Consider the following 21673-nt stretch of genomic DNA (forward strand, 5'->3'; position numbering starts at 1 on the left):
TTTTCGCTTCAGGCAGCTGTCGCCGATCAGCGCGGCAGTTCCGACGATCCCATCAGGAATTCATCGACCGCGCGTGCGCACTGGCGCCCTTCGCGGATCGCCCACACCACCAGCGACTGGCCGCGGCGCATGTCGCCGGCCGTGAACACCTTCGGCACCGAGGTTGCATAGCTGGTCTCGCCGTCGACGGCGGCGCGGGCGTTGCCGCGCGCATCCTTCTGCACGCCGAAGGCATCCAGCACCTGCTGCACCGGCGACACGAAGCCCATCGCCAGCAGCACCAGGTCGGCCTTCAGTTCGAATTCGGTGTTCGGCACTTCGATCATCTTGCCGTCTTTCCATTCGACGCGGCAGGCGATGACTTTCTCGACCTTGCCGCCCTTGCCTTCGAAGCGCTTGGTGGCCACCGCGAAGTCGCGCTCGCAGCCTTCCTCGTGCGAGGACGAGGTGCGCAGCTTGGTCGGCCAGTAGGGCCAGACCAGCGGCTTGTTCTCGTGCTCAGGCGGCATCGGCATCAGTTCGAACTGGGTGACGGAGGCCGCGCCGTGGCGGTTCGAGGTGCCGACGCAGTCGGAACCGGTGTCGCCGCCGCCGATCACGACCACGTGCTTGCCGGTGGCCTTGATCTGGTCTTTCACTTTATCGCCGGCGTTGACGCGGTTCTGCTGCGGCAGGAAGTCCATCGCGAAGTGCACGCCCTTCAGCTCGCGGCCCGGGACCGGCAGGTCGCGCGGCTGCTCGGCGCCGCCGGCCATGATGACGGCGTCGAAGTCCTTGACCAGGTCTTCCGGGAAGATGGTCTCGCGCGCCATATTGCTGACCGTGGTCGGGAAGTCCTTGCCGATCAGGGTGCTGGTGCGGAAGGTCACGCCTTCGGCCTTCATCTGTTCGACGCGGCGGTCGATCAGGTCCTTCTCCATCTTGAAGTCGGGGATGCCGTAGCGCAGCAGGCCGCCGAGCCGGTCGCTCTTCTCGAACACGGTCACGTCGTGGCCGACGCGCGCCAGCTGCTGGGCCGCGGCCAGGCCGGCCGGACCCGAGCCGATGATCGCGATCTTCTTGCCGGTCTTGACGGCAGCAATTTCCGGCACGATCCAGCCGTTTTCCCAGCCGGTGTCGGCGATCTTGCGCTCGATCGACTTGATGCCGACCGGGTCGTTGTTGATGCCCAGCGTGCAGGCGGCTTCGCAAGGCGCCGGGCAGATACGGCCGGTGAACTCCGGGAAGTTGTTCGTCGAATGCAGGTTCTCGACGGCGTAACGGTAGTTGCCGTGATAGACCAGGTCATTCCAGTCGGGGATCATGTTGTTGACCGGGCAGCCCGTGTTGCAGAACGGGATGCCGCAATCCATGCAGCGCGCGCCCTGGACCTTGGCCTGGTCATTGCTCAGGGTCAGCGTGAATTCCTTGTAGTTCTTCAGGCGCGCAGCTGGTTCCAGGTGACCTTCTTCCTGGCGTTGAAATTCCATGAAACCGGTGATTTTACCCACAATATTTTCCTTATCCGTTTCCGCGTCGCCCCCGCGCAGGCGAGGGTCCAGGTTCTGCGTGCGTTTTCGCTACGCATCCACTTGGGTCCCCGCCTGCGCAGGGACGACGCTATTTGCTGTTCTTAGGCCGCGAGCTCGATCTTGTCGTTCGCCTCTTCCATGCTGGAGTTGTGCATTTCCTCCAGCGCGCGCTTGTAGTCGGTCGGGAAGACCTTGACGAACTTGCCGCGGCTGTTGGCCCAGTCGTCCAGCAGGTTGCGGGCGCGGGTCGAGCCGGTGTGCTTGAAGTGGCGTTCGATCAGGCGCTTCAGGATCACTTCGTCGGACTCGCGCTCGCCGTTGCGGGTCTGGGCGTGCCAGGTCGACTTGTCGCCCTGCTCCTTGGCGGACAGCACGCGCTCCAGGTTCACCATGGTCGTGTTGCACTTCTGTTCGAAGTCGCCCTTCGGGTCGTACACGTAGGCCACGCCGCCCGACATGCCGGCTGCGAAGTTGCGGCCGGTGTCGCCCAGCACGACGACGGTACCGCCGGTCATGTATTCGCAGCCGTGGTCGCCCACGCCTTCGACGACGGCGGTCGCGCCCGAGTTACGCACCGCGAAGCGTTCGCCGGCCACGCCGTTCAGGAAGGCTTCGCCCGAGATCGCGCCGTACAGCACCGTGTTGCCGACGATGATGTTATCGACCGCCCAGCCACGGAACTCCGTGTTCGGACGCACGATGATGCGGCCGCCCGACAGGCCCTTGCCGACGTAGTCGTTACCCTCGCCCACCAGGTCGATGGTGATGCCGGCCGCCAGGAAGGCCGCGGCCGACTGGCCCGCCGTGCCCTGCAGCTGGATGTGGATGGTGTCGTCCGGCAGGCCGGCGTGACCATAGCGCTTGGCGACTTCGCCCGACAGCATGGTGCCGACCGTGCGGTTGACGTTGCGCACCGGCGAGATGAAGGACACGCGCTCGCCGCGCTCCAGCGCCGGACGCGCCTGGGTGATCAGCTTGTGGTCCAGCGCCTTGTCCAGGCCGTGGTCCTGGCCTTCGCTGTGCAGCAGGGCGCGCGGGCTGTCGACCTTCGGCTGGTAGAAGATATTGCTGAAGTCCAGGCCCTGCGCCTTCCAGTGCGTGACGGCGTGGCTGCGGTCAAGCAGGTCGGCGCGGCCGATCAGCTCGTCATAGGTGCGGATGCCCAGCTGGGCCATGATCTGGCGCGCTTCCTCGGCGACGAAGAAGAAGTAGTTCACCACATGCTCCGGCTTGCCCTGGAACTTGGCGCGCAGGACCGGGTCCTGGGTCGCCACGCCCACCGGGCAGGTGTTCAGGTGGCACTTGCGCATCATGATGCAGCCCTCGACCACCAGCGGCGCGGTGGCGAAGCCGATTTCGTCGGCGCCCAGCAGGGCGGCGATGACGACGTCGCGGCCGGTACGCATCTGGCCGTCGGCCTGGACGCGGATGCGGCTGCGCAGGCCGTTCAGCACCAGGGTCTGCTGCGTTTCGGCCAGGCCCAGCTCCCACGGGGTGCCGGCGTGCTTCACGGACGACAGCGGCGACGCGCCGGTGCCGCCGTCATGGCCGGCCACCACCACGTGGTCGGCCTTGGCCTTCGAGACGCCCGCGGCGACCGTGCCGATGCCGACTTCCGACACCAGCTTGACCGAGATCGAGGCGTTCGGGTTGGCGTTCTTCAGGTCGTGGATCAGCTGGGCCAGGTCCTCGATCGAGTAGATGTCGTGGTGCGGCGGCGGCGAGATCAGGCCCACGCCCGGCACCGACACGCGCAGCGAGGCGATGTACTCGGACACCTTGTGGCCCGGCAGCTGGCCGCCTTCGCCCGGCTTGGCGCCCTGCGCCATCTTGATCTGGATCTGGTCGGCCGACGCCAGGTACTCGGCGCTGACGCCGAAGCGGCCGGAAGCGACCTGCTTGATCTTCGAGCGCAGCGAATCGCCTTCCGCCAGCGGGATGTCGGCGACCACGCGGTCCGAGCCCAGGATCGAGGCCAGGGTCTCGCCCTTGGCGATCTTGATGCCCTTGAACTCGCCCATGTAGCGGCGCGGGTCTTCGCCGCCCTCGCCCGTGTTGCTCTTGCCGCCGATGCGGTTCATGGCGATCGCGAGCGTCGCATGGGCTTCGGTCGAGATCGAGCCGAGCGACATCGCGCCGGTGGCGAAGCGCTTGACGATTTCCTTGGCCGACTCGACTTCTTCCAGCGGGATCGCCTTGGCCGGGTCGATCTTGAATTCCATCAGGCCGCGCAGGGTCAGGTGACGCTTGCTCTGGTCGTTGATGATCTGGGCGTACTCTTTATAGGTGCTGTAGTTGTTGGCGCGGGTCGAGTGCTGCAGTTTCGCGATCGCGTCCGGGGTCCACAGGTGGTCTTCGCCGCGCACGCGGAAGGCGTATTCGCCGCCGACGTCCAGGCCATGGGCCAGCACCGGGTCGTTACCGAAGGCCAGGCGGTGCAGGCGCAGCGCTTCCTCGGCCACTTCGAACAGGCCGATGCCTTCCACGGTCGAGGAGGTGCCGCGGAAGTACTTGTCGACCAGCGACTTGTTCAGGCCCACGGCTTCGAAGATCTGCGCGCCGCAGTAGGACATGTAGGTCGAGATGCCCATCTTCGACATCACCTTCATCAGGCCCTTGCCGACCGCCTTGGTGAAGTTGTAGGCCGCCTTGTCCGCCTCGAGCGGGTGCGGCATGTGGGCCGACAGGTCGACCAGGGTTTCCAGCGCCAGGTACGGGTGCACGGCTTCGGCGCCGTAGCCGGCCAGCAGGGCGAAGTGGTGGGTTTCGCGGGCCGAGCCGGTTTCGACCACCAGGCCGGTCGAGGCGCGCAGGCCGCGCATCACCAGGTGCTGGTGGACGGCGGAGGTGGCCAGCAGGGCCGGAATCGCGACCTGCTCGGCCGACATGCCGCGGTCCGAGACGATCAGGATGTTGTGGCCGGATTTGACCGCATCGACGGCCTCGGCGCACAGCGAGGCCAGCGAGGCTTCGATGCCTTCCTTGCCCCACGAGACCGGGTAGCAGATGTTCAGTTCATACGACTTGAACTTGCCGCCGGTGTGCAGGCTGATCGAGCGCAGGCGCGCCATGTCGTCGAAGCCGAGGATCGGCTGCGCGACTTCGAGGCGCATCGGCGGGTTGACGTTGTTGGTGTCGAGCAGGTTCGGCTTCGGGCCGATGAAGGACACCAGCGACATCACCATGCTTTCGCGGATCGGGTCGATCGGCGGGTTGGTCACCTGCGCGAACAGCTGCTTGAAGTAGGAGTACAGCGGCTTCAGCTTGTTCGACATGACCGCCAGCGGCGAGTCGTTGCCCATCGAGCCGGTCGCTTCCTCGCCCAGCACCGCCATCGGCGCCATCAGGAACTTCAGGTCTTCCTGGGTATAGCCGAAGGCCTGCTGGCGGTCCAGCAGGGAGATCGCGGCCTTCTCGCCCTGGGCCGGCGTGTCCTTCACGCGGCTCTGGGAGAGCTGGCTTTCGGTGACCTTGATTTCGTTCAGCTTGATGCGCACCGACTTGATCCATGCCTTGTACGGCTTGGCGTTCGAGTAGGTGTCCTTCAGTTCCTTGTCGTCGATGATGCGGCCGGCTTCGAGGTCGATCAGGAACATCTTGCCGGGCTGCAGGCGCCATTTCTTGACGATGCGCGATTCCGGGATCGGCAGCACGCCGGACTCGGACGCCATCACGACCAGGTCGTCATCGGTGACCACGTAGCGCGCCGGGCGGAGGCCGTTGCGGTCGAGGGTGCCGCCGATGTGGCGGCCGTCGGTGAAGGCCATCGCGGCCGGGCCGTCCCACGGCTCCATCATCGCGGCGTGGTATTCGTAGAAGGCGCGGCGGTTCTCGTCCATGGTCGCATGGTTTTCCCACGCTTCCGGGATCATCATCATCATCGCCTGGGCGATCGGATAGCCGGCCATCACCAGCAGTTCGAGCGCGTTGTCGAAGCAGGCGGTGTCGGACTGGCCTTCATAAATCAGCGGGAACAGCTTGTTCAGGTCGTCGCCCAGCACGGCCGACTTCATCATGCCTTCGCGGGCGCGGGTCCAGTTGAAGTTGCCCTTGACCGTGTTGATCTCGCCGTTGTGGGCGATCAGGCGGTAGGGGTGGACCAGCGGCCACTCCGGGAAGGTGTTGGTCGAGAAGCGCTGGTGCACCAGGGCCAGGGCCGAGACGCAGCGCGGATCCTGCAGGTCCCGGTAGTAGACGCCGACCTGGTCGGCCAGCAGCAGGCCCTTGTACACGATGGTGCGGGCCGACATCGACGGCACGAAGAATTCCTTGCCGTGGATAAGTTTCAGGGCCTGGATCGCGTGGCCGGACGATTTGCGGATCACGTACAGCTTGCGCTCGAGCGCGTCGGTGACCATCACGTCCGGGCCGCGGCCGATGAAGATCTGGCGGATGACCGGTTCCTTGGCGCGCACGGTCGGGGACATCGGCATGGTGTCGTCGACCGGCACATTGCGCCAGCCCAGCACGACCTGGCCTTCGGCGCGCACGGCGCGCTCGATTTCCTGTTCGCAGGCGATGCGCGAGGCGTGCTCTTTCGGCAGGAAGACCATGCCGACGCCGTATTCGCCGGGCGGCGGCAGTTCGACGCCCTGCTTGCCCATCTCGTCGCGGTAGTACTGGTCGGGGATCTGGATCAGGATGCCGGCGCCATCGCCCATCAGGGCATCGGCGCCAACCGCACCGCGGTGGTCCAGGTTTTTCAGGATCATCAGACCCTGTTCAATAATCGAGTGGCTTTTATTGCCCTTGATATGGGCGATGAAACCGACGCCGCATGCGTCGTGTTCATTGGCGGGATCGTACAAACCTTGGGCAATCATGGGAAGCTCCGCTGCATTTTTGAAGAGATCGAAGGGCGAGAGTAAAGCACACGCCGGTAAACATCAATCACAACAATTAGGGTCGGAGTCGAATTAACTTGGTTTTCGCGTCCGGTCAAAATAAATAGGGACACAGTGAAAGCAGGCCGAGCGCGGGCGGACAGGGGCGCAATATCGATCGGCGGCGCGGATACCGTCAGTCGGACGTGGCCTGGTCCGCCGCCGGCTTGAGCTTGAAAGGCCGGCCCCGCTTGGCCGGCAGGATCTGCCGTTTGGTCTTCTTTTCCAGCTCGGCCTTGAAGGCATGCGAGCCGACCGGCCAGCCTTTTGCCAGTCCGGTCCCGATCAGCGTCCCTTCGTCGCTGCCATAGCCCTGCTGCACCAGTTCGATGTAGGCGGCTTCGCGCTGGAAAGGCGTGTTGCCGAGACTCCAATACAACATATGCTCGGTGACCAGCGGATCGGCGCGCACGCCGGCATGGTGGGCATAGCTGGACCAGCGGTAGTCGAGCGGGCCGGATGCCAGTCCAGCCTGCACCGGAGCGAGCTCGACGTAGCGGCTGCAGGCCAGCAGCCAGGAAGCGGCATCGACCAGCGAGGTGCGGAAGCGTCCCTGGAACAGGGTGCCCGAACGGCCGTGCTTGGCGTTGAACCAGGGGACGTAATGGCGGCCGACTTTCTGCATCATCAGCGCCAGTCCCTCTTCGTCGGACGGGGTGGCCAGCAGGATGACATGGCTCGGCATCAGCACCCAGGCGTGCACGGCCACCTTGTACAGCCGGGCGCATTCCTTCAGCCAGCCGAGGAAGCGCTCATGGTCTTCGTCGTCGCGGAAAATCGTCTGGTTGTCGTTGCCGCGCTGGAGGATGAGGTGCGGCTGGTGCGGCAGGATGAGGCGGGGTTGGCGGGCCATGGCGTCGTGGGAAATCGTCGGAAACCAGGATTCTAGCGCAGCCGGCCTGCTCTGTCCCCGATTAATTTTTCAAGAATCCACATACGTATTGGCCCTGTCCCCAATTGAGCATTACGGGGAAATCTGCGGTATTGAGCAGGCTCATGACGATCACCCTCCAAACTCAGCACACTAGAGCTTGCCGTAAGGAAACATTTAAACAGGCAAGCGCACAAATTAACAATTGCGAGGATGAGATGAGCTTGGAAACGATGGATCGACGTTCTTTCGCCGCCACGACGCTGGGTTTGTTGATCGGCCAGGCAGCGACCGTGAAGGCCGCGGGCATGACGATGGTCAGCGCGCCCGCCCGGCCGAAGACCTTTGTCCTGGTCCATGGGGCCTGGTATGGCGGATGGTGCTGGGAGAAAGTCGCGCAGGGCCTGCGCGCCCAGGGCCATATCGTCAGCACCCCGACCTGCCCCGGGCTCGGCGAACAAGCGCACCTGCTGTCGAAGGACATTTCGCTCACGACCTTCATCACGAGCGTCACCAAGCACATCGTCTACCAGAACCTGAACGACGTGATCCTGGTCGGCAGCGGTTTCGGCGGCGTGGTGATCAGCGGCGTCGCCGACCGCATCCCCAGCCAGCTCAGGAATCTCGTGTATGTCGACGCGATGGTGCTGGAGAGCGGGATGTCGGTATTCGAAGGCCAGCCTGCCGCGGTCACGAAGAAACGCCTGGAACAGGTGGCCGCGCAGGGGAAAGGCATGGCGATTCCGGTGCCGCCGGCCGGCAGCTCCTACCGCGGCGTCGACCGGAAGACGCTGGCCTGGCTCCTGCCGCGCCTGACCCCGCAGCCGGTCGGGACGTATCAGGAGAAATTGGTGCTGAATAATGCGCTGGGCAATGGGGTGCCGCGCACCTATGTCGACTGCACCGCTTCACCGTTCGAGCCGCTGGTCGAGGTCAAGAAAAGCCTGAAGCGGCAAGGCGGCTGGAACTGGGTCGAGCTGCCCACCCATCACGATCCGATGATCACCGAGCCGCAGATGCTGGGCGAGTTCCTGGCGCGGGTCTAGGGAACACGGACGAACAGTCCATCAAACGGCGGCTCGGGCCAGACCAGCCTCCACACTTCCCGGCTCTGCAGGTGCAGGTACCAGACCTCGGCCGGGATCAGGCCCGCATCCCTGCCGTCGTGGCGGTAGGGGTCGGCGACCGGCACCTGCCGCGCCAGTCCGCCGCTGACCTGCCCCAGCATCCAGCGTTCGAAGCTGCGGAACTCGGCCAGGCTGACGAATCCGTCGACTTGTTCCCAGGGACAGCAAAACCTCATGGCCAACCTCGTTCGGGCGATGCGCGTGAGCGTCAATGTACCCGAAATCGGCCGGCCGGATCAGGCCAGCGTAAACCCGGCCGACAGGCTGTAGCCCTCGCCGTAGGCGCTGCGCAGCGGCAGGTCCTGGCCAAGGCCCGTTCGCGCCTTCTTGCGCAGGCGGTAGACCAGCATGTCGACGCGGCGGCTGGCGTCCGGGTCGTCGCCGCCCATGCCGGCCACGATCACCTGGCGCGGCACCGGCCGGGTGTTGATGGTCAGCAGGTGCAGGAAGTTGCACTCTTTTTCGGTCAGGTCAATCACCTTGCCCATCAGCTCGAGCTGGCGGGCGGACACGCGCAGGGTCCACTTGCTCGGCGCCGGCGGCGGCGCCGAGGGGCGTACGCGGCGGTCGAGCGCCTCGATGTGGGCGGCCAGTTCGGGGAACTTGATCGGCTTGGTCAGATAGTGGTCCGCGCCCAGGCGCAGGCCGAGGATGCGGTTGTCGAATGCGACCCGGCCGGTCAGGACCAGCAGGCCGATCTCGGGATACAGCTGGCGCATCCGCGGGATGACGTTGAACCCGTCTTCATCCGGCAATCCGAGGTCGAGCACCACCACTGCGGCGGGGGTGCGGGTCAGCGCCGCCCACATGTCGCCGGCCGTGGTCGCAATCGTGACCTCGTGGCCGAGTTCCTTGAGGAAATCAGCCATGTCGCCGGCATATTCGCCATTGTCTTCAACAATCAGTATTTGCGTCATGGGTTGGCCATGTATTTTTAATTCGTTTTTACCCGACTCTCTCGCCGGGGCGGCTATCCATGTAGGCCGTTCCGATTATCACTGCTGGTCTCGCTGGAAGCAAGACCTTTCCCCGGCGCATCCTGCACCGGCAAACACAGCCGGAACTCGGCGCCGCCCCCCGGCGCCGCCACATGGTCGAGCGTGCCGCCATGGACTTCGACCACCGAGCGCGCCATGTACAGACCCAGGCCGCTGCCCGGCAGGCCGGCGGCATTGCTGCCGCGGTAGCCCTTGTCGAAGACGCGCGGCAGGTCCGCCGGCGGCACGCCCGGGCCGGCATCGCGCAGCGCCAGCACCACGCCATTTCCGGCACGCTGTCCCAGCACGGTGAGCGCACTGCCGGCCGGCGTGTAGCGCAAGGCATTGTCGAGCAGGATCTTCAACGCCAGGCGCAGGCCGGCAGGCTCGCCGCGCAGCAGCGCCGGCAGTTCGTCCGCCTGCAGCTGCACCGGGCGGCCGGCCACGCGCGCCTGCGCCACCAGTTCTTCCAGCAGCAGGCGCGGCGCCACCGTGTTCGGCTGGCGCTGCCGTCCCAGCGCCGCCATCCGCTCCGGCGACAGGTAGTCGTCCAGCATCGCGATCAGGCGGTCGGTCGCGTTCGCGATCTTGCGGTGGCGCTGGCGCGTCGCCTCGTCGGCGCCGGCGTTGGTCGCTTCGAGCCGCTGGATGGCGCCGTCGATGGTCGACAGCGGCGTGCGGAATTCGTGGTTCAGCATGCTGGCGAAGCGTTTCTGCTCGCGCTCGCGCGCGCGCCGCGCCGACTGGTCGCGCACGTACCCGGCCAGCGCCTGCGCCCTGCCCGCCTGGTCCAGCAGCAGGGTCGAGATCACCTCCAGCGGCACTTCGCGCCCGTCCGGGCGCAGCAGCTCGAACTCGCGCACCACGCGCAGGCGCGAACCGTCGCCCGCGGCGAAGCGGCGCAGGCGTTCCTGCAGGCCGGTGCAAAGCGGCGCAAGGGGACTTTCCCGATTTGTAGCAAATTGATCATGAACATCGGAAGCGCCATAACCCAGCATCTCGTTGACATGAGGGCTGATATAGACCGGCAGGCCGCTCGTGCAATCGATGATGAAGACCAGGTCGCCGCCGAGTTCGGCAATGGCGCGGAAGGCCTCGGCCGTGGCCAGCATGGCGTTCGGCTCCGCATGACTGGGCAGAGAAACGGGAGCGCTGCGCGCCATAGTACCTTCAGGAAAGTATGTTCACCCGGGAAGTATAGTGCTCAGCCTGCAGGTTTGTATAGGAAAGCGACTCCCAGGCGTTGCATTGGGCACGCATGGCGCATGCTTCGCTAACTTCTGTAAAGACGAAGGCAATATGCAGCCAACATGGCGTTACAGTAAAAACGTCGTCCCTGCGGAGGCGGCGACGACGTTTCAGGTACTGCCTAGTCTTCCAGCGGCGCGAAGATGGCCTGCAGGTCTTCCTGCGTCAGCGCCATCTTCTGCGATTCGCCTTCGGCCAGGATCGACTGCGCCAGCTCCGACTTCTTCTGCTGCAGCAGCTGGATCTTCTCTTCCAGCGTCCCCTTCGCGATCAGCTTGAAGACGAACACCGGCTTGTCCTGGCCGATGCGCCAGGCGCGGTCGGTGGCCTGGTTTTCGGCCGCCGGGTTCCACCACGGGTCGTAGTGGATCACGGTGTCGGCCGCGGTCAGGTTCAGGCCGACGCCGCCGGCCTTCAGGCTGATCAGGAAGATCGGCACCGCGCCCTGCTGGAAGGCGGCGACTTGGGCCGAGCGGTCGCGGGTTTCGCCGGTCAGCAGCGCATAGCGGATGCCGCGCGCTTCCAGCTCTTCCTCGATCAGCGCCAGCATGCTGGTGAACTGCGAGAACACCAGGATCTTGCGGCCTTCGCCCAGCAGGTCGTCGACCATCTGCATCAGGTCGGTCAGCTTGGCCGATATCGCCGCCGTGTTCTTGCGCGACGGCATGGCTTTCACCAGGCGCGGGTCGCAGCAGACCTGGCGCAGTTTCAGCAAGGCTTCGAGGATCACGATCTGGCTGCGCGCCACGCCCTTGCGGTCGATTTCCTCGCGCACCTTCTTGTCCATCGCCAGGCGCACGGTCTCGTACAGGTCGCGCTGCGGGCCGCTGAGCTCGATACGGCGAATCATCTCCGTCTTCTCCGGCAGCTCCTTGGCCACGTGGTCCTTGGTCCGGCGCAGCAGGAAAGGCTTGATGCGGCGGTTGAGCAGGGAGCGGCGCACCGGATCGTCCTGGCGTTCGATCGGATGGCGGAACTGGCTGTTGAAGGTCTTCTCGTCGCCGAGCAGGCCCGGCAGCAGGAAGTGGAACTGCGACCACAGTTCGCCCAGGTGGTTCTCCAGCGGCGTGCCGGACAGGCACAGGCGGTGGCGCGCATTCAGCGAGCCGGCCGTCTGCGCCGCCTTCGAGCGGGTGTTCTTGATGTAGTGCGATTCGTCCAGGATCACTAGGTGGTACTGGTGCTCGCGCAGCTTTTCCTCGTCGCGCGGCAGCAGCGCGTAGGTGGTCAGCACGATGTCGGCCTGCTCGATCTGGTCGAACAGCTCCATGCGCTCCTTACCCTGCAGCAGCAGCACCTTCAGGCTGGGGGCGAAGCGCGCGGCTTCTTCCATCCAGTTCATCATCAGGCTGGTCGGCGCGATGACCAGCGCCGGGCTGGTGAGCCGGCCCGCTTCCTTTTCGGTCAGGATGTGGGCGATGGTCTGCACGGTCTTGCCAAGACCCATGTCGTCGGCCAGGATGCCGCCCAGGTCGTACTCGCGCAGGAACTGCATCCAGGCCAGGCCGTCGAGCTGGTAGTCGCGCAGGGTCGCCTGCAGGCCTTTCGGGGCGTCGACCTTCTTGACCTTGCCGAACTGGCTGAGCTTGCGGCCGGTCTCGCGCAGGCGTTCGCCGCCGGTCCAGGTGAACTCGGCGCCGCGCGCCAGCTCTTCCAGGCGGGCCGCGTCCAGCGTCGACAGGCGCACCTTGGCCTTGATCTTGTCGTTGAAATACAACTCGCCCAGCGTCGACAGGATGGGCTTGACGCGGCCCCAGGGCAGCGCCACGCGCACGCCGTCGGGGAGCGTGGCCAGCATCTGGTCGGCTTCCAGGTGGGCGGCCAGCACCTCGGGATTGAAATCGAGGGGCGCGCTACGGATCAGCTGGACCAGCACCGGCAGCAGCGGCACGCGCTTGCGGTTGACGACGATGCCCAGCTCCAGCTCGAACCAGGCGTTGCCGGCCTCGGCCGGCTCGTCGATGTCGGCATACCAGTCCTCGACCGGCACCACGTCGTAGCGGTACTTGGCCGACTTCTGCACCTGCCAGCCGAGGTCGGTCAAGGATTCGAGGTCGTTGCCGGCAAAGCGCAGCCATTGCGCCTGGCCGTCCAGCAGCAGGGCGCCGGACAGCGAGCTCAGCGGCATGGTGGCCGGCTTGCGGAAACCCATCTTGTTCAGGATGTCCAGGGCCTTCGCCTCGGCGGCTTCGTCGCGCTCGATGATCTCGGTGACGTCGCCGATCTGGCGTACCACGCGCTGGGCCGGGTCGAAGGAGATGCGCTGGCCGTCGTAGTCGAAGGCGAGGACGGCGAAGTCCTGCCAGCGCTGGCCCGTGCCTTCGGCCACCGGAAGCGCATCCAGCATCAGGTGCGGCACCGGCTTGACGTCGTCGCGCAGGCGTTGCGTGAGCGGCTGCGGCAGCGGCATCAGCTGCTGCAGGCCGTGCGCCAGCAGCAGTTGCGATACGCGCTTCTTGTCGTTGCCGCCCAGCGCCGGGGCCTGGGCCACCAGCGCCTGCAGTTCGGCCAGCGAAATGTCGACGCCGCCGCGATTCAGCTCGAGAGGTCCGCAGGACAGGTTGTCGATGTACCACGGCGGATCGGTCGGCAGCATGTAGTCGACCAGGTCGGCGCCGGCGTGCGTGGCGCCCTTGGCCGGTTCCACCGACCAGCCAAGCTTGGCCACGCGGCCCTCGTCGCGCCACGCCAGGCTGGCCTTGCGCACCGGGCCGGCCTGCAGCGGATACAGCAGGCCGTTGCCCATGTCGGACCACGAGTTCGCCCACAGCAGCTTGCCCTGCGCCAACAGTTGTTGCAGCAGAATGGCGCCGACCTTGCCCTTCGGCTCGGTGGCGCTGCTGCTCTGGTTCGACCCGCTGCGCATGGCGATGAAGAAACGGACCAGGTCCTCGTCGTCGCCTTCCAGGTAAGCGGGCGGGGCCGACAGCAGCGAAAACACCTCGCCCACCGGACTCGCCGCGGCGACGTCGCCGTTCGGGCGCAGACGCGCCTTGCACAAGCACACAGCGACGTGGCGGCCGCCGCTGGTCGGGGCCATGACATAAACGAATTTGTACTGGACAGCTTTGGGGTCGGCGACTTCCGCGGTCAGCTTCGGCTGGGGATGTGCTGCCGCTTCGACCCTTTGCAGCCAGCTCAACACCGGGGCAGGCAAGGCTGGAGCACGTGCAGGCGCTCGGGCCGGTGGTGCCTCGCTGGTGTCGTCGCGATGAAGATCAACTGTGTGCATGGGTCTCACGAGTCTGTATTAAAAAAAACAACAAACGATATTATCCTTCATGCGGTCCGTTCTGTTTTGTTCGGAATCGCACGTAGTCAGGAAATCTTTATTGGCTGAAAGAGCGAAAACTTCAAAAGTTACACGGTTCCGCGCATTTGCACCACCCCCACACGAACGAGCGCGGCCAATACAGAATGGACCGCGCCCGCCATCCACGGTTCCGGACGCATGTTCGGGAGGGGCTGTCAAGACTGGCAGATCCCTCGGGTTTGCGTATCATTGCCCGTCTGACTTACTGATTTCGCGTCCCATGCTGCCTTCGATCGAACAACGCCTCGCCCAAGAACTGTCCGCCAAACCGGCCCAGGTGGCCGCCGCCGTCGCCCTCCTCGACGAAGGCGCGACCGTCCCCTTCATCGCCCGCTACCGCAAGGAAGCGACCGGCGGCCTGGACGACATCCAGCTGCGCCTGCTGGAAGAACGCCTGCGTTACCTGCGCGAACTCGAAGAACGCCGCGCCGCGGTGCTTTCCTCGATCACCGAGCAGAACAAGATGACGCCGGAGCTGCTGCAGGCGATCTCGCTGGCGGAAGACAAGACCCGCCTGGAAGACCTGTACCTGCCGTACAAGCAGAAGCGCCGCACCAAGGCCCAGATCGCGATCGAAGCCGGCCTGGCGCCGCTGGCGGATTCGCTGCTGGCCGATCCGGGCCAGAACCCCGAGGAGGTGGCCGCGCGCTATGTACGCGACGCCTTCGTCAATGCCGACGGCGTGAACAACCCCGGCGTGGCGGACACCAAGGCGGCGCTGGACGGCGCACGCCAGATCCTGATGGAGCGCTTCGCCGAGGACGCCGAACTGCTGCAGTCGCTGCGCGAATACGTGCAGGAACATGGCGTGGTCGAATCGAAAGTGGTCGAGGGTAAGCAGGAAGAAGGCGAGAAGTTTGCCGACTATTTCGCCTATGCCGAGCCGCTGTCCACCGTTCCCTCGCACCGCGCGCTGGCGCTCATGCGCGGCCGCCGCGAGGGCATCCTGGACGTCACCCTGCGCCTCGACACCGAGGAAGAAAAGCCGAAGTGGGACGCCCCGCACAACCCCTGCGAAAACCGGATCGCGGCGCGCTTCGGCATCAAGGGAGCGGGACGCCCGGCCGATAAATGGCTGCTCGACACCGCACGCTGGACCTGGCGCGTGAAGAGCTTCATGTACATCGAGACCGAGCTGATGGGCCTGCTGCGCGAAAAGGCGGAAACGGACGCGATCCAGGTGTTCGCACGCAACCTGAAGGCCCTGCTGCTGGCCGCCCCGGCCGGTCCGCGCGCCACCATGGGCCTGGACCCGGGCCTGCGCACCGGCGTCAAGGTGGCCGTGGTCGACCCGACCGGCAAGGTGGTCGACACCGCCACCATCTACCCGCACGCCCCGCGCAACGACTGGGACGGTGCGCTGCACGTGCTGGGCCAGCTGGCCGCGAAGCACAATGTCTCGCTGATCTCGATCGGCAACGGCACCGCGTCGCGCGAAACCGACAAGCTGGCCCAGGACCTGATCAAGCAACGTCCGGAACTCGCCCTGACCAAGATCGTCGTGTCGGAAGCCGGCGCCTCGGTGTACTCGGCCTCCGAGTTCGCCTCGCGCGAGCTGCCGGACCTCGACGTCTCGATCCGCGGCGCGGTCTCGATCGCGCGCCGCCTGCAGGATCCGCTGGCCGAACTCGTCAAGATCGACCCGAAATCGATCGGCGTCGGCCAGTACCAGCACGACGTGTCGCAGACCCAGCTGGCGCGCCAGCTCGACGCCGTGGTCGAGGATTGCGTGAACGCGGTCGGCGTGGACGTCAACACGGCCTCGGCGCCGCTGCTGGCGCGCGTGTCGGGTCTCTCGTCCAGCGTGGCCCAGAGCATCGTCAGCTACCGCGACATGCAGGGCGCCTTCCCTTCGCGCGCGGCGCTGAAGAAGGTCCCGCGCCTGGGCGACAAGACCTTCGAGCAGGCGGCAGGCTTCCTGCGCGTGATGAACGGCGAGAATCCGCTGGACGCCTCGGCGGTGCACCCGGAATCGTATCCGGTGGTCGAAAAGATCCTGGCCGACATCAAGCGCGACATCAAGACCGTGATCGGCGACGGCTCGCTGGTGAAGACCCTGAACCCGGCCAAGTACGCCGATGAGAAGTTCGGCGTACCGACCGTCAGCGACATCCTGAAGGAACTGGAAAAGCCGGGCCGCGACCCGCGTCCGGAATTCACCACCGCCACCTTCAAGGAGGGCGTGGAAGAGATCTCGGACCTGCGCCCGGACATGATCCTGGAAGGCGTGGTCACCAACGTCGCCGCCTTCGGCGCCTTCGTCGACATCGGCGTGCACCAGGACGGCCTGGTGCATATCTCGGCGCTGTCGAATACCTTCGTCAAGGATCCGCACACGGTGGTGAAGGCCGGCCAGGTGGTGAAAGTAAAAGTGCTGGAAGTCGACGTCAAGCGCAAGCGCATCGCCCTGACCATGCGCCTGTCCGACAGCGCACCGCAGCCGGGCTCGCAACCCCAGCAGCGCGGCGACCGCGACGACCGCAAGCGCCTCGGCCAGCACCAGCAGCGCCAGGAACGCTCGGCGGCGCCAAGCGGCGGGGCGATGGCGGCGGCGTTTGCCAAGCTGAAGCGTTAACACCGTCGTCCCCGCCTTCGCGGGGACGACGGCCTGCTCACGTTCGGCTTTTCTTATAAAATGCCGTCATCCACCTAATTTCTCACCGAAGGCAGAACCAAATGAGCGACGTACAAAACTGGATCAAAGAGACCGTGACCAAGACCCCGGTCGTGCTGTTCATGAAGGGCACCGCCCAGTTCCCGCAATGCGGCTTTTCCGGCCGTGCGATCCAAATCCTGAAGGCTTGCGGCGTCGACAACATCGCCACCGTGAACGTGCTGGAAGATGCGGAAGTTCGCCAGGGCATCAAGGAATTCTCGAACTGGCCGACCATCCCGCAGCTGTATGTGAACGGCGAATTCGTCGGCGGCTCGGACATCATGACCGAAATGTACGAGTCCGGCGAACTGCAAGCCCTGATCACCAAGCAGCAGAATGGCTGACCAAAGGCCGCGCCGGATCGTCGTCGCCATCACCGGCGCGACCGGCGCGGTCTACGGCGTGCGGCTGCTCGAGCGGCTGCGCGACTGTCCCGGCGTCGAGACCCACCTGGTCATTTCCGACGCCGCTTCCCTCACCCTGCACCAGGAAGTCGGCCTGCAACGGCGCGACGTGGAAGCCCTCGCCCACGTGGTGCACAAGAACCGCGAGATCGGCGCCTCGATCGCCAGCGGCTCGTTCCAGACCGACGGCATGGTGATCGCTCCCTGTTCGATGAAGACCCTGGCCGCAGTCGCGCATGGACTGTCCGACAACCTGATCGCGCGCGCGGCCGATGTGTTCCTGAAAGAACGCCGCCGCCTGGTGCTGATGGTGCGCGAGACGCCGTTCAACCTGGCGCACCTGCGCAATATGACGGCCGTCACCGAAATGGGCGGCATCGTGTTCCCGCCATTGCCGAGCTTCTACAACAAGCCGGGCAGCATCGCCGAGATGGTCGACCACACGGTTGCCCGCGTCATCGACCTGTTGGGGATCGACAATGACCTGGCGCCGCGCTGGGGCGGCATGAAAGACGGACCGGCCTAGCGCCGCTCGCCGTAGCCCTCCTGCTCTGCCTTTCTTGCTTCTCTTGCGTCTTCGATTTTCCTGCGCTGCTCGTTACGCTTGCGCATGATTTCTGCGTGTTGCGTCGCCGTCATCGGCGGCGCAGTCATGAGATCTTTCAACTGCGCGGTGTTGCTGTAGTTATTAATCATGAGGGCACTGCATCCTTATATGACCGATAACGCTGGCGGGCGCCAGTAGCGTAGTAGATTATGCGCGAGACTCGGCCATTTGTGCTGTCCCGTTGAAGAAAAATTGCAGTCAGGAATAAACGCAGAACGGCCCGGCCGGGAAAACCCCGGGCGGGCCGTTCTGTTCTGGTAAGCCGGCGCTTACTTCGGCTGGTGATTCATGCGCACCAGCATGCGGATGAACTCGCGCGCCAGCTGCTTGTGGTGTTCGTCCAGGCGCTGCAGGTCGGCGATCAGCTTGACGTCGGCCGATTCGAAACGCGCCGAGGCGTCGCCGGCTTCGCCATTGACCGGGACGGCTTCGGTACCGCCGAAACGCAGCCAGTCGGCCGGCACACCCAGCCATTGGGCGATCATGCGCAGCTTTTCCTGCGTCGGGATGGCTTCGCCGACCAGCCATTTGCGGGCAGCGTGGACCGTGATCGGCCGGCCTTCGAAACGAATGTTAAATTCGCGCGCCAGCCGGGTCGGGCTGTCGGGCGAGTAATGGGCGTTCTTCAGGGCTTGCTGCAAGCGCTCGCTGAAGCTTTCCCGCTCGTTGGTCGAATTCATCGGTGGTACTAGTGGTTCATGCAGGGCTGTCATGGTTTCTCCATGGTTCAGACCTTATGTAACAGCTGGAAAGTCTGAAAGTAACAAACATGTGAGTATTGACCGATTCTCACAGTGCTGTCCAGCAATTCCGGTGCTTTTGGCGAAGAGAATAGGTAAGTGTTAAAAATATCCTACAGGAAAAAGAAAACGTTTGCTTGTTCTCGTTCAGGCGTGCAAACGAAAACAGGCAAGCTCTTCGCTTGCCTGTTTATGCGGAACGTGTGAGGAAGTGCGGAAATCAGGCCAGTTGAAAGCGGATCACCCCGTCGGCGCCGGTTACACGATCGAGGATACCGTCGTACCAGAGCTTGTGCAGGTGGGCCAGCGCCTCGCCGGTCGCAAAGCTGAGCTGGTGAGCGTCGAGCTGGCGGCGGAACATCAGCGGGACAATGTCAACTGCGGAGCGCGGCACGGTGCAGGCCTCGCGCACTTCGTCCAGACGGGCGACATGGTGCGCCTGCAACTGCTGGATCCGCACATGCAGGCCGCGGAACGGCTTGCCGTGCGAGGGCAGCACCAGGGTGTCGTCCGGCAGATCCGCAAACTTGCCGAGCGAGTCGAGATACAGGGCGAGCGGGTTGCCTTCCGGCTCGACCGCGAACACGGACACGTTCGTCGAAATGCGCGGCAGTACCATATCGCCGGAGATCAATATTCTGCCCTCCTCGGCATACAGCGACACATGCTCGGGCGAGTGGCCGAAGCCCGTGATCACGCGCCATTCGCGCCCCCCGATCCTGAGCTTCTCGCCATCCTGCAGCCGGGTATAGCTCGGCGGCACGGCAGGCACCAGGCTCGGATAGTAATTGCGGCGGCCCTGCATCTGCTCGAGCATGGCCGGGTCGACCAGGCCATGGCGCTGGAAATGCGGGATCGCCGACGGTCCGTCCACGCCCGGCAGCGCGGCCGCCATCATGCGCGCGAAGCCGAACTCGGCGGCGCTGGTCCAGAACGGCACCTGGAAACGCTCGCACAGCCAGCCGGACAGGCCGACGTGGTCCGGGTGGCAGTGGGTCGCGAGCACCCGCAACAGCGGACCGTCATCCATCGCGCCCGCGATGACTTGCTCCCAGGCGGCGCGGGTGGCGTCGGTGCCGGCGCCGCAATCGACCAGCGCATACCCTTCCCGTCCCTGGAAAACGTCGTCCAACAGCCACAGGTTGATGTGGTCGAGGGCAAAAGGCAGCGGCATGCGCAGCCAGCGCAGGCCGGGCGCGAGTTCCTGCACCGTGCCGGACGCCGGGATGTCGTCGCCGAAGGGATAGCTGAGTTGGGATTCGAGAAGGTTCATGCGAAGTTCTTTCGTATTGGGACGACGGCGCGCGCTACAATGCATTCAAGATTGATGTTTACGTTGACGTAAACGGAAACCTTGACACCGACTTCGATTCTATGCGATTCCGCTGAATGCTTCCGGACGCCGCTTCTTTTTCGACCTTGCAGGACAATATGGCCACCACCTACACCATCGCCGAACTGGCGCGCGAATTCGACATCACCGCCCGTGCGATCCGCTTCTATGAAGACCAGGGGCTGCTCAGCCCGATGCGCGAGGGCCAGGGCGGCCGCAACCGCGTCTACAGCCCGCGCGACCGCACGCGCCTGAAGCTGACCCTGCGCGGCAAGCGCCTGGGGCTGACCCTGTCGGAGATCAAGAGCATCGTCGACATGTACGAAACGCCGAAGGACACCGTAGCCCAGATCAACCGCTTCCTCGGCGTGCTGTCCCACCAGCGCGAGACCCTGGAGCAGCAGCGCGCCGATATCGAGATGTCGCTGGCCGAGATCGCGGTACACGAGGACGAGTGCCGGCGCCTGCTGGCCGAGGCTGGCGAGAATGGGAACGTGCCTTCGCAGGAGCGCGATGCGGCGTAAGCGAGTACTTGCTTATCGCCATTTAATTTCGGCTGCTGCGCCAAATCCGCGGGAACGATGTCGACAAGTTCCGGCCAAGACGCCCCTCGCTTGACGTTTACGTTAACGTCACTTCGCGCTATCATCCCATCGAGCCATCCGCCATAACGACACACGAGACAACGAGAGGACGACATGCTGCATCTTCCAGGCCTGACCTTTGACCACGGCGAGGACATCGCCGCGCTGCGCGAAGCAGTGCAACAGTTCGCAGCAAGCGAAATCGCCCCGCGCGCGTTTGACATCGACCGTACCGACCAGTTCCCGATGGACTTGTGGAAGAAAATGGGCGAGCTGGGGCTGCTGGGCATCACTGTCAGCGAAGAATACGGCGGCGCCAACATGGGCTACCTGGCCCACATCGTCGCGATGGAAGAAATCTCGCGCGCCTCGGCCTCGGTCGGGCTGTCGTATGGCGCCCACTCGAACCTGTGCGTCAACCAGATCAAGCGCAACGGCAACGAAGAGCAGAAGCGCAAATACCTGCCCAAGCTGATCTCGGGCGAGCACGTCGGCGCCCTCGCCATGTCCGAGCCGAATGCCGGTTCCGACGTCGTCAGCATGAAGCTGCGCGCCGAATTGCGCGGCGACCGCTACGTCCTGAACGGCACCAAGATGTGGATCACCAACGGTCCGGACGCCGACACCCTGGTGGTCTATGCCAAGACCGACCTCGAGGCCGGCCCGCGCGGCATGACCGCCTTCCTGATCGAAAAGGGTTTCAAGGGCTTTTCGATCGCCCAGAAGCTGGACAAGCTGGGCATGCGCGGCTCGCATACCGGCGAGCTGGTGTTCCAGGATTGCGAAGTGCCGGTCGAGAACGTGCTGGGCGGCGTGGGCAAGGGCGTGAACGTGCTGATGTCGGGCCTGGACTTCGAGCGCACCGTGCTGTCCGGCGGCCCGCTGGGCATCATGTCGGCCTGCATGGACGTGGTCGTGCCGTATATCCACGAAAGAAAACAGTTCGGCCAGGCGATCGGCGAATTCCAGCTCATGCAGGGCAAGATCGCCGACATGTATTCGACCATGATGGCCTGCCGCGCCTATGTGTATGCGGTCGGCCAGGCCTGCGACCGCGCCGATAACGCCGCCGCCGTGCGCGCGCTGCGCAAGGACGCCGCCGGCGCCATCCTGTACAGCGCCGAGAAGGCGACCTGGATGGCGGGCGAGGCGATCCAGACCCTGGGCGGCAACGGCTACATCAACGAGTACCCGGTCGGCCGCCTGTGGCGCGACGCCAAGCTGTACGAGATCGGCGCCGGCACCAGCGAAATCCGTCGCATGCTGATCGGCCGCGAGCTGTTCGGCGAAACGGCGTAAAGGCGTCGAGGCCGATCAGCCGTCGTTCCCGCCTGCACGGGAACGACGTGCGGGAGCTAGTAGAAATACTGGGGTTCCCCCGGCAGCGAAACACCAGCATTACAATATTCGCTCCCCCCT

General features: G+C 64.9%; 16 protein-coding genes. 6 read left to right on the top strand and 10 right to left on the bottom strand.

Annotated elements, in window-relative coordinates; genetic code table 11:
• Positions 1-26: 26 nt before the first annotated feature.
• The 3 genes from AM586_RS14660 to AM586_RS14670 all read right to left on the bottom strand — a co-directional run bounded on the left by AM586_RS14660 (position 27) and on the right by AM586_RS14670 (position 7247).
• Positions 27-1490: a glutamate synthase subunit beta gene (locus tag AM586_RS14660; protein WP_047821342.1), complete on the bottom strand. Its 1464-nt coding sequence runs from the start codon at positions 1488-1490 to the stop codon at positions 27-29.
• A gap of 122 nt (positions 1491-1612) precedes the next feature.
• Positions 1613-6334 (bottom strand): glutamate synthase-related protein, encoded by a 4722-nt coding sequence (locus AM586_RS14665; RefSeq protein ID WP_060566563.1) that lies wholly within the window; start codon positions 6332-6334, stop codon positions 1613-1615.
• A 196-nt stretch (positions 6335-6530) separates the two neighbouring features.
• Complete coding sequence (locus AM586_RS14670; RefSeq protein WP_047821346.1) at positions 6531-7247, bottom strand: transposase; 717 nt, start codon at positions 7245-7247, stop codon at positions 6531-6533.
• A 251-nt stretch (positions 7248-7498) separates the two neighbouring features.
• On the opposite strand from AM586_RS14670, the gene AM586_RS14675 reads away from it, so the two are divergent.
• Positions 7499-8311, top strand: coding sequence for an alpha/beta fold hydrolase (locus tag AM586_RS14675; protein ID WP_052233277.1), 813 nt, complete (start codon positions 7499-7501; stop codon positions 8309-8311).
• Here AM586_RS14675 and AM586_RS14680 read toward each other — a convergent pair.
• From AM586_RS14680 to AM586_RS14695, 4 genes are all read right to left on the bottom strand, one after another.
• Positions 8308-8568, bottom strand: coding sequence for a hypothetical protein (locus tag AM586_RS14680; protein ID WP_047821347.1), 261 nt, complete (start codon positions 8566-8568; stop codon positions 8308-8310). The genes AM586_RS14675 and AM586_RS14680 overlap by 4 nt on opposite strands.
• Before the next feature lie 60 nt (positions 8569-8628).
• Entirely contained in the window at positions 8629-9309 is a 681-nt protein-coding gene (locus AM586_RS14685) for a response regulator transcription factor (RefSeq protein ID WP_047821349.1), read from the bottom strand.
• 53 nt (positions 9310-9362) lie between these two features.
• Positions 9363-10481, bottom strand: coding sequence for a PAS domain-containing sensor histidine kinase (locus AM586_RS14690; protein ID WP_109370476.1), 1119 nt, complete (start codon positions 10479-10481; stop codon positions 9363-9365).
• Positions 10482-10738: 257 nt separating this feature from the next.
• Positions 10739-13849: a DEAD/DEAH box helicase gene (locus AM586_RS14695; protein ID WP_047821353.1), complete on the bottom strand. Its 3111-nt coding sequence runs from the start codon at positions 13847-13849 to the stop codon at positions 10739-10741.
• 301 nt (positions 13850-14150) lie between these two features.
• On the opposite strand from AM586_RS14695, the gene AM586_RS14700 reads away from it, so the two are divergent.
• The 3 genes from AM586_RS14700 to AM586_RS14710 all read left to right on the top strand — a co-directional run bounded on the left by AM586_RS14700 (position 14151) and on the right by AM586_RS14710 (position 17516).
• Positions 14151-16505, top strand: a complete 2355-nt coding sequence (locus AM586_RS14700; protein ID WP_047821355.1) for a Tex family protein — start codon at positions 14151-14153, stop codon at positions 16503-16505.
• Positions 16506-16606: 101 nt separating this feature from the next.
• Positions 16607-16930: a Grx4 family monothiol glutaredoxin gene (gene grxD, locus AM586_RS14705; protein ID WP_047821357.1), complete on the top strand. Its 324-nt coding sequence runs from the start codon at positions 16607-16609 to the stop codon at positions 16928-16930.
• Positions 16923-17516, top strand: coding sequence for a UbiX family flavin prenyltransferase (locus AM586_RS14710; protein WP_047821359.1), 594 nt, complete (start codon positions 16923-16925; stop codon positions 17514-17516). The genes grxD and AM586_RS14710 overlap by 8 nt, the downstream gene beginning before the upstream one ends.
• Here the strand turns inward: AM586_RS14710 and AM586_RS28610 are convergent.
• The 3 genes from AM586_RS28610 to AM586_RS14720 form a co-directional block, all read right to left on the bottom strand.
• Positions 17513-17686, bottom strand: coding sequence for a hypothetical protein (locus AM586_RS28610; protein WP_197416359.1), 174 nt, complete (start codon positions 17684-17686; stop codon positions 17513-17515). The two genes, AM586_RS14710 and AM586_RS28610, sit on opposite strands and share 4 nt — an antisense overlap.
• A gap of 180 nt (positions 17687-17866) precedes the next feature.
• Complete coding sequence (locus AM586_RS14715; protein WP_047821360.1) at positions 17867-18277, bottom strand: transcriptional regulator; 411 nt, start codon at positions 18275-18277, stop codon at positions 17867-17869.
• A gap of 280 nt (positions 18278-18557) precedes the next feature.
• The gene (locus AM586_RS14720) at positions 18558-19610 is read right to left on the bottom strand and encodes an MBL fold metallo-hydrolase (protein WP_047821362.1); all 1053 of its coding nucleotides are present in this window, start codon (positions 19608-19610) and stop codon (positions 18558-18560) included.
• A gap of 158 nt (positions 19611-19768) precedes the next feature.
• Here AM586_RS14720 and AM586_RS14725 point away from each other — a divergent pair, with 158 nt between their 5' ends.
• Positions 19769-20194, top strand: a complete 426-nt coding sequence (locus AM586_RS14725) for a MerR family DNA-binding transcriptional regulator (protein WP_047822009.1) — start codon at positions 19769-19771, stop codon at positions 20192-20194.
• A gap of 174 nt (positions 20195-20368) precedes the next feature.
• Positions 20369-21553 carry an isovaleryl-CoA dehydrogenase gene (locus AM586_RS14730; RefSeq protein ID WP_047821364.1) on the top strand — a complete coding sequence of 395 codons (1185 nt, stop codon included), beginning with the start codon at positions 20369-20371 and terminating at the stop codon, positions 21551-21553.
• The last annotated feature ends 120 nt before the right edge of the window (positions 21554-21673 follow it).

The sequence above is a fragment of the Massilia sp. WG5 genome, from assembly GCF_001412595.2.
Lineage (GTDB): Bacteria > Pseudomonadota > Gammaproteobacteria > Burkholderiales > Burkholderiaceae_D > Telluria.

What these genes read in the sequence shown, in the direction of transcription:
- AM586_RS14700 (WP_047821355.1), top strand. Translation starts at nt 14,151, where the DNA reads ATGCTGCCTTCGATCGAACAACGCCTCGCCCAAGAACTGTCCGCCAAA.
- AM586_RS14730 (WP_047821364.1), top strand. Translation starts at nt 20,369, where the DNA reads ATGCTGCATCTTCCAGGCCTGACCTTTGACCACGGCGAGGACATCGCC.
- AM586_RS14690 (WP_109370476.1), bottom strand. Translation starts at nt 10,481, where the DNA reads ATGCTGGCCACGGCCGAGGCCTTCCGCGCCATTGCCGAACTCGGCGGC.
- AM586_RS28610 (WP_197416359.1), bottom strand. Translation starts at nt 17,686, where the DNA reads ATGATTAATAACTACAGCAACACCGCGCAGTTGAAAGATCTCATGACT.
- AM586_RS14710 (WP_047821359.1), top strand. Translation starts at nt 16,923, where the DNA reads ATGGCTGACCAAAGGCCGCGCCGGATCGTCGTCGCCATCACCGGCGCG.
- AM586_RS14670 (WP_047821346.1), bottom strand. Translation starts at nt 7,247, where the DNA reads ATGGCCCGCCAACCCCGCCTCATCCTGCCGCACCAGCCGCACCTCATC.
- AM586_RS14665 (WP_060566563.1), bottom strand. Translation starts at nt 6,334, where the DNA reads ATGATTGCCCAAGGTTTGTACGATCCCGCCAATGAACACGACGCATGC.
- AM586_RS14685 (WP_047821349.1), bottom strand. Translation starts at nt 9,309, where the DNA reads ATGACGCAAATACTGATTGTTGAAGACAATGGCGAATATGCCGGCGAC.
- AM586_RS14680 (WP_047821347.1), bottom strand. Translation starts at nt 8,568, where the DNA reads ATGAGGTTTTGCTGTCCCTGGGAACAAGTCGACGGATTCGTCAGCCTG.
- AM586_RS14675 (WP_052233277.1), top strand. Translation starts at nt 7,499, where the DNA reads ATGGATCGACGTTCTTTCGCCGCCACGACGCTGGGTTTGTTGATCGGC.
- AM586_RS14725 (WP_047822009.1), top strand. Translation starts at nt 19,769, where the DNA reads ATGGCCACCACCTACACCATCGCCGAACTGGCGCGCGAATTCGACATC.
- AM586_RS14715 (WP_047821360.1), bottom strand. Translation starts at nt 18,277, where the DNA reads ATGAATTCGACCAACGAGCGGGAAAGCTTCAGCGAGCGCTTGCAGCAA.
- AM586_RS14720 (WP_047821362.1), bottom strand. Translation starts at nt 19,610, where the DNA reads ATGAACCTTCTCGAATCCCAACTCAGCTATCCCTTCGGCGACGACATC.
- grxD (WP_047821357.1), top strand. Translation starts at nt 16,607, where the DNA reads ATGAGCGACGTACAAAACTGGATCAAAGAGACCGTGACCAAGACCCCG.
- AM586_RS14695 (WP_047821353.1), bottom strand. Translation starts at nt 13,849, where the DNA reads ATGCACACAGTTGATCTTCATCGCGACGACACCAGCGAGGCACCACCG.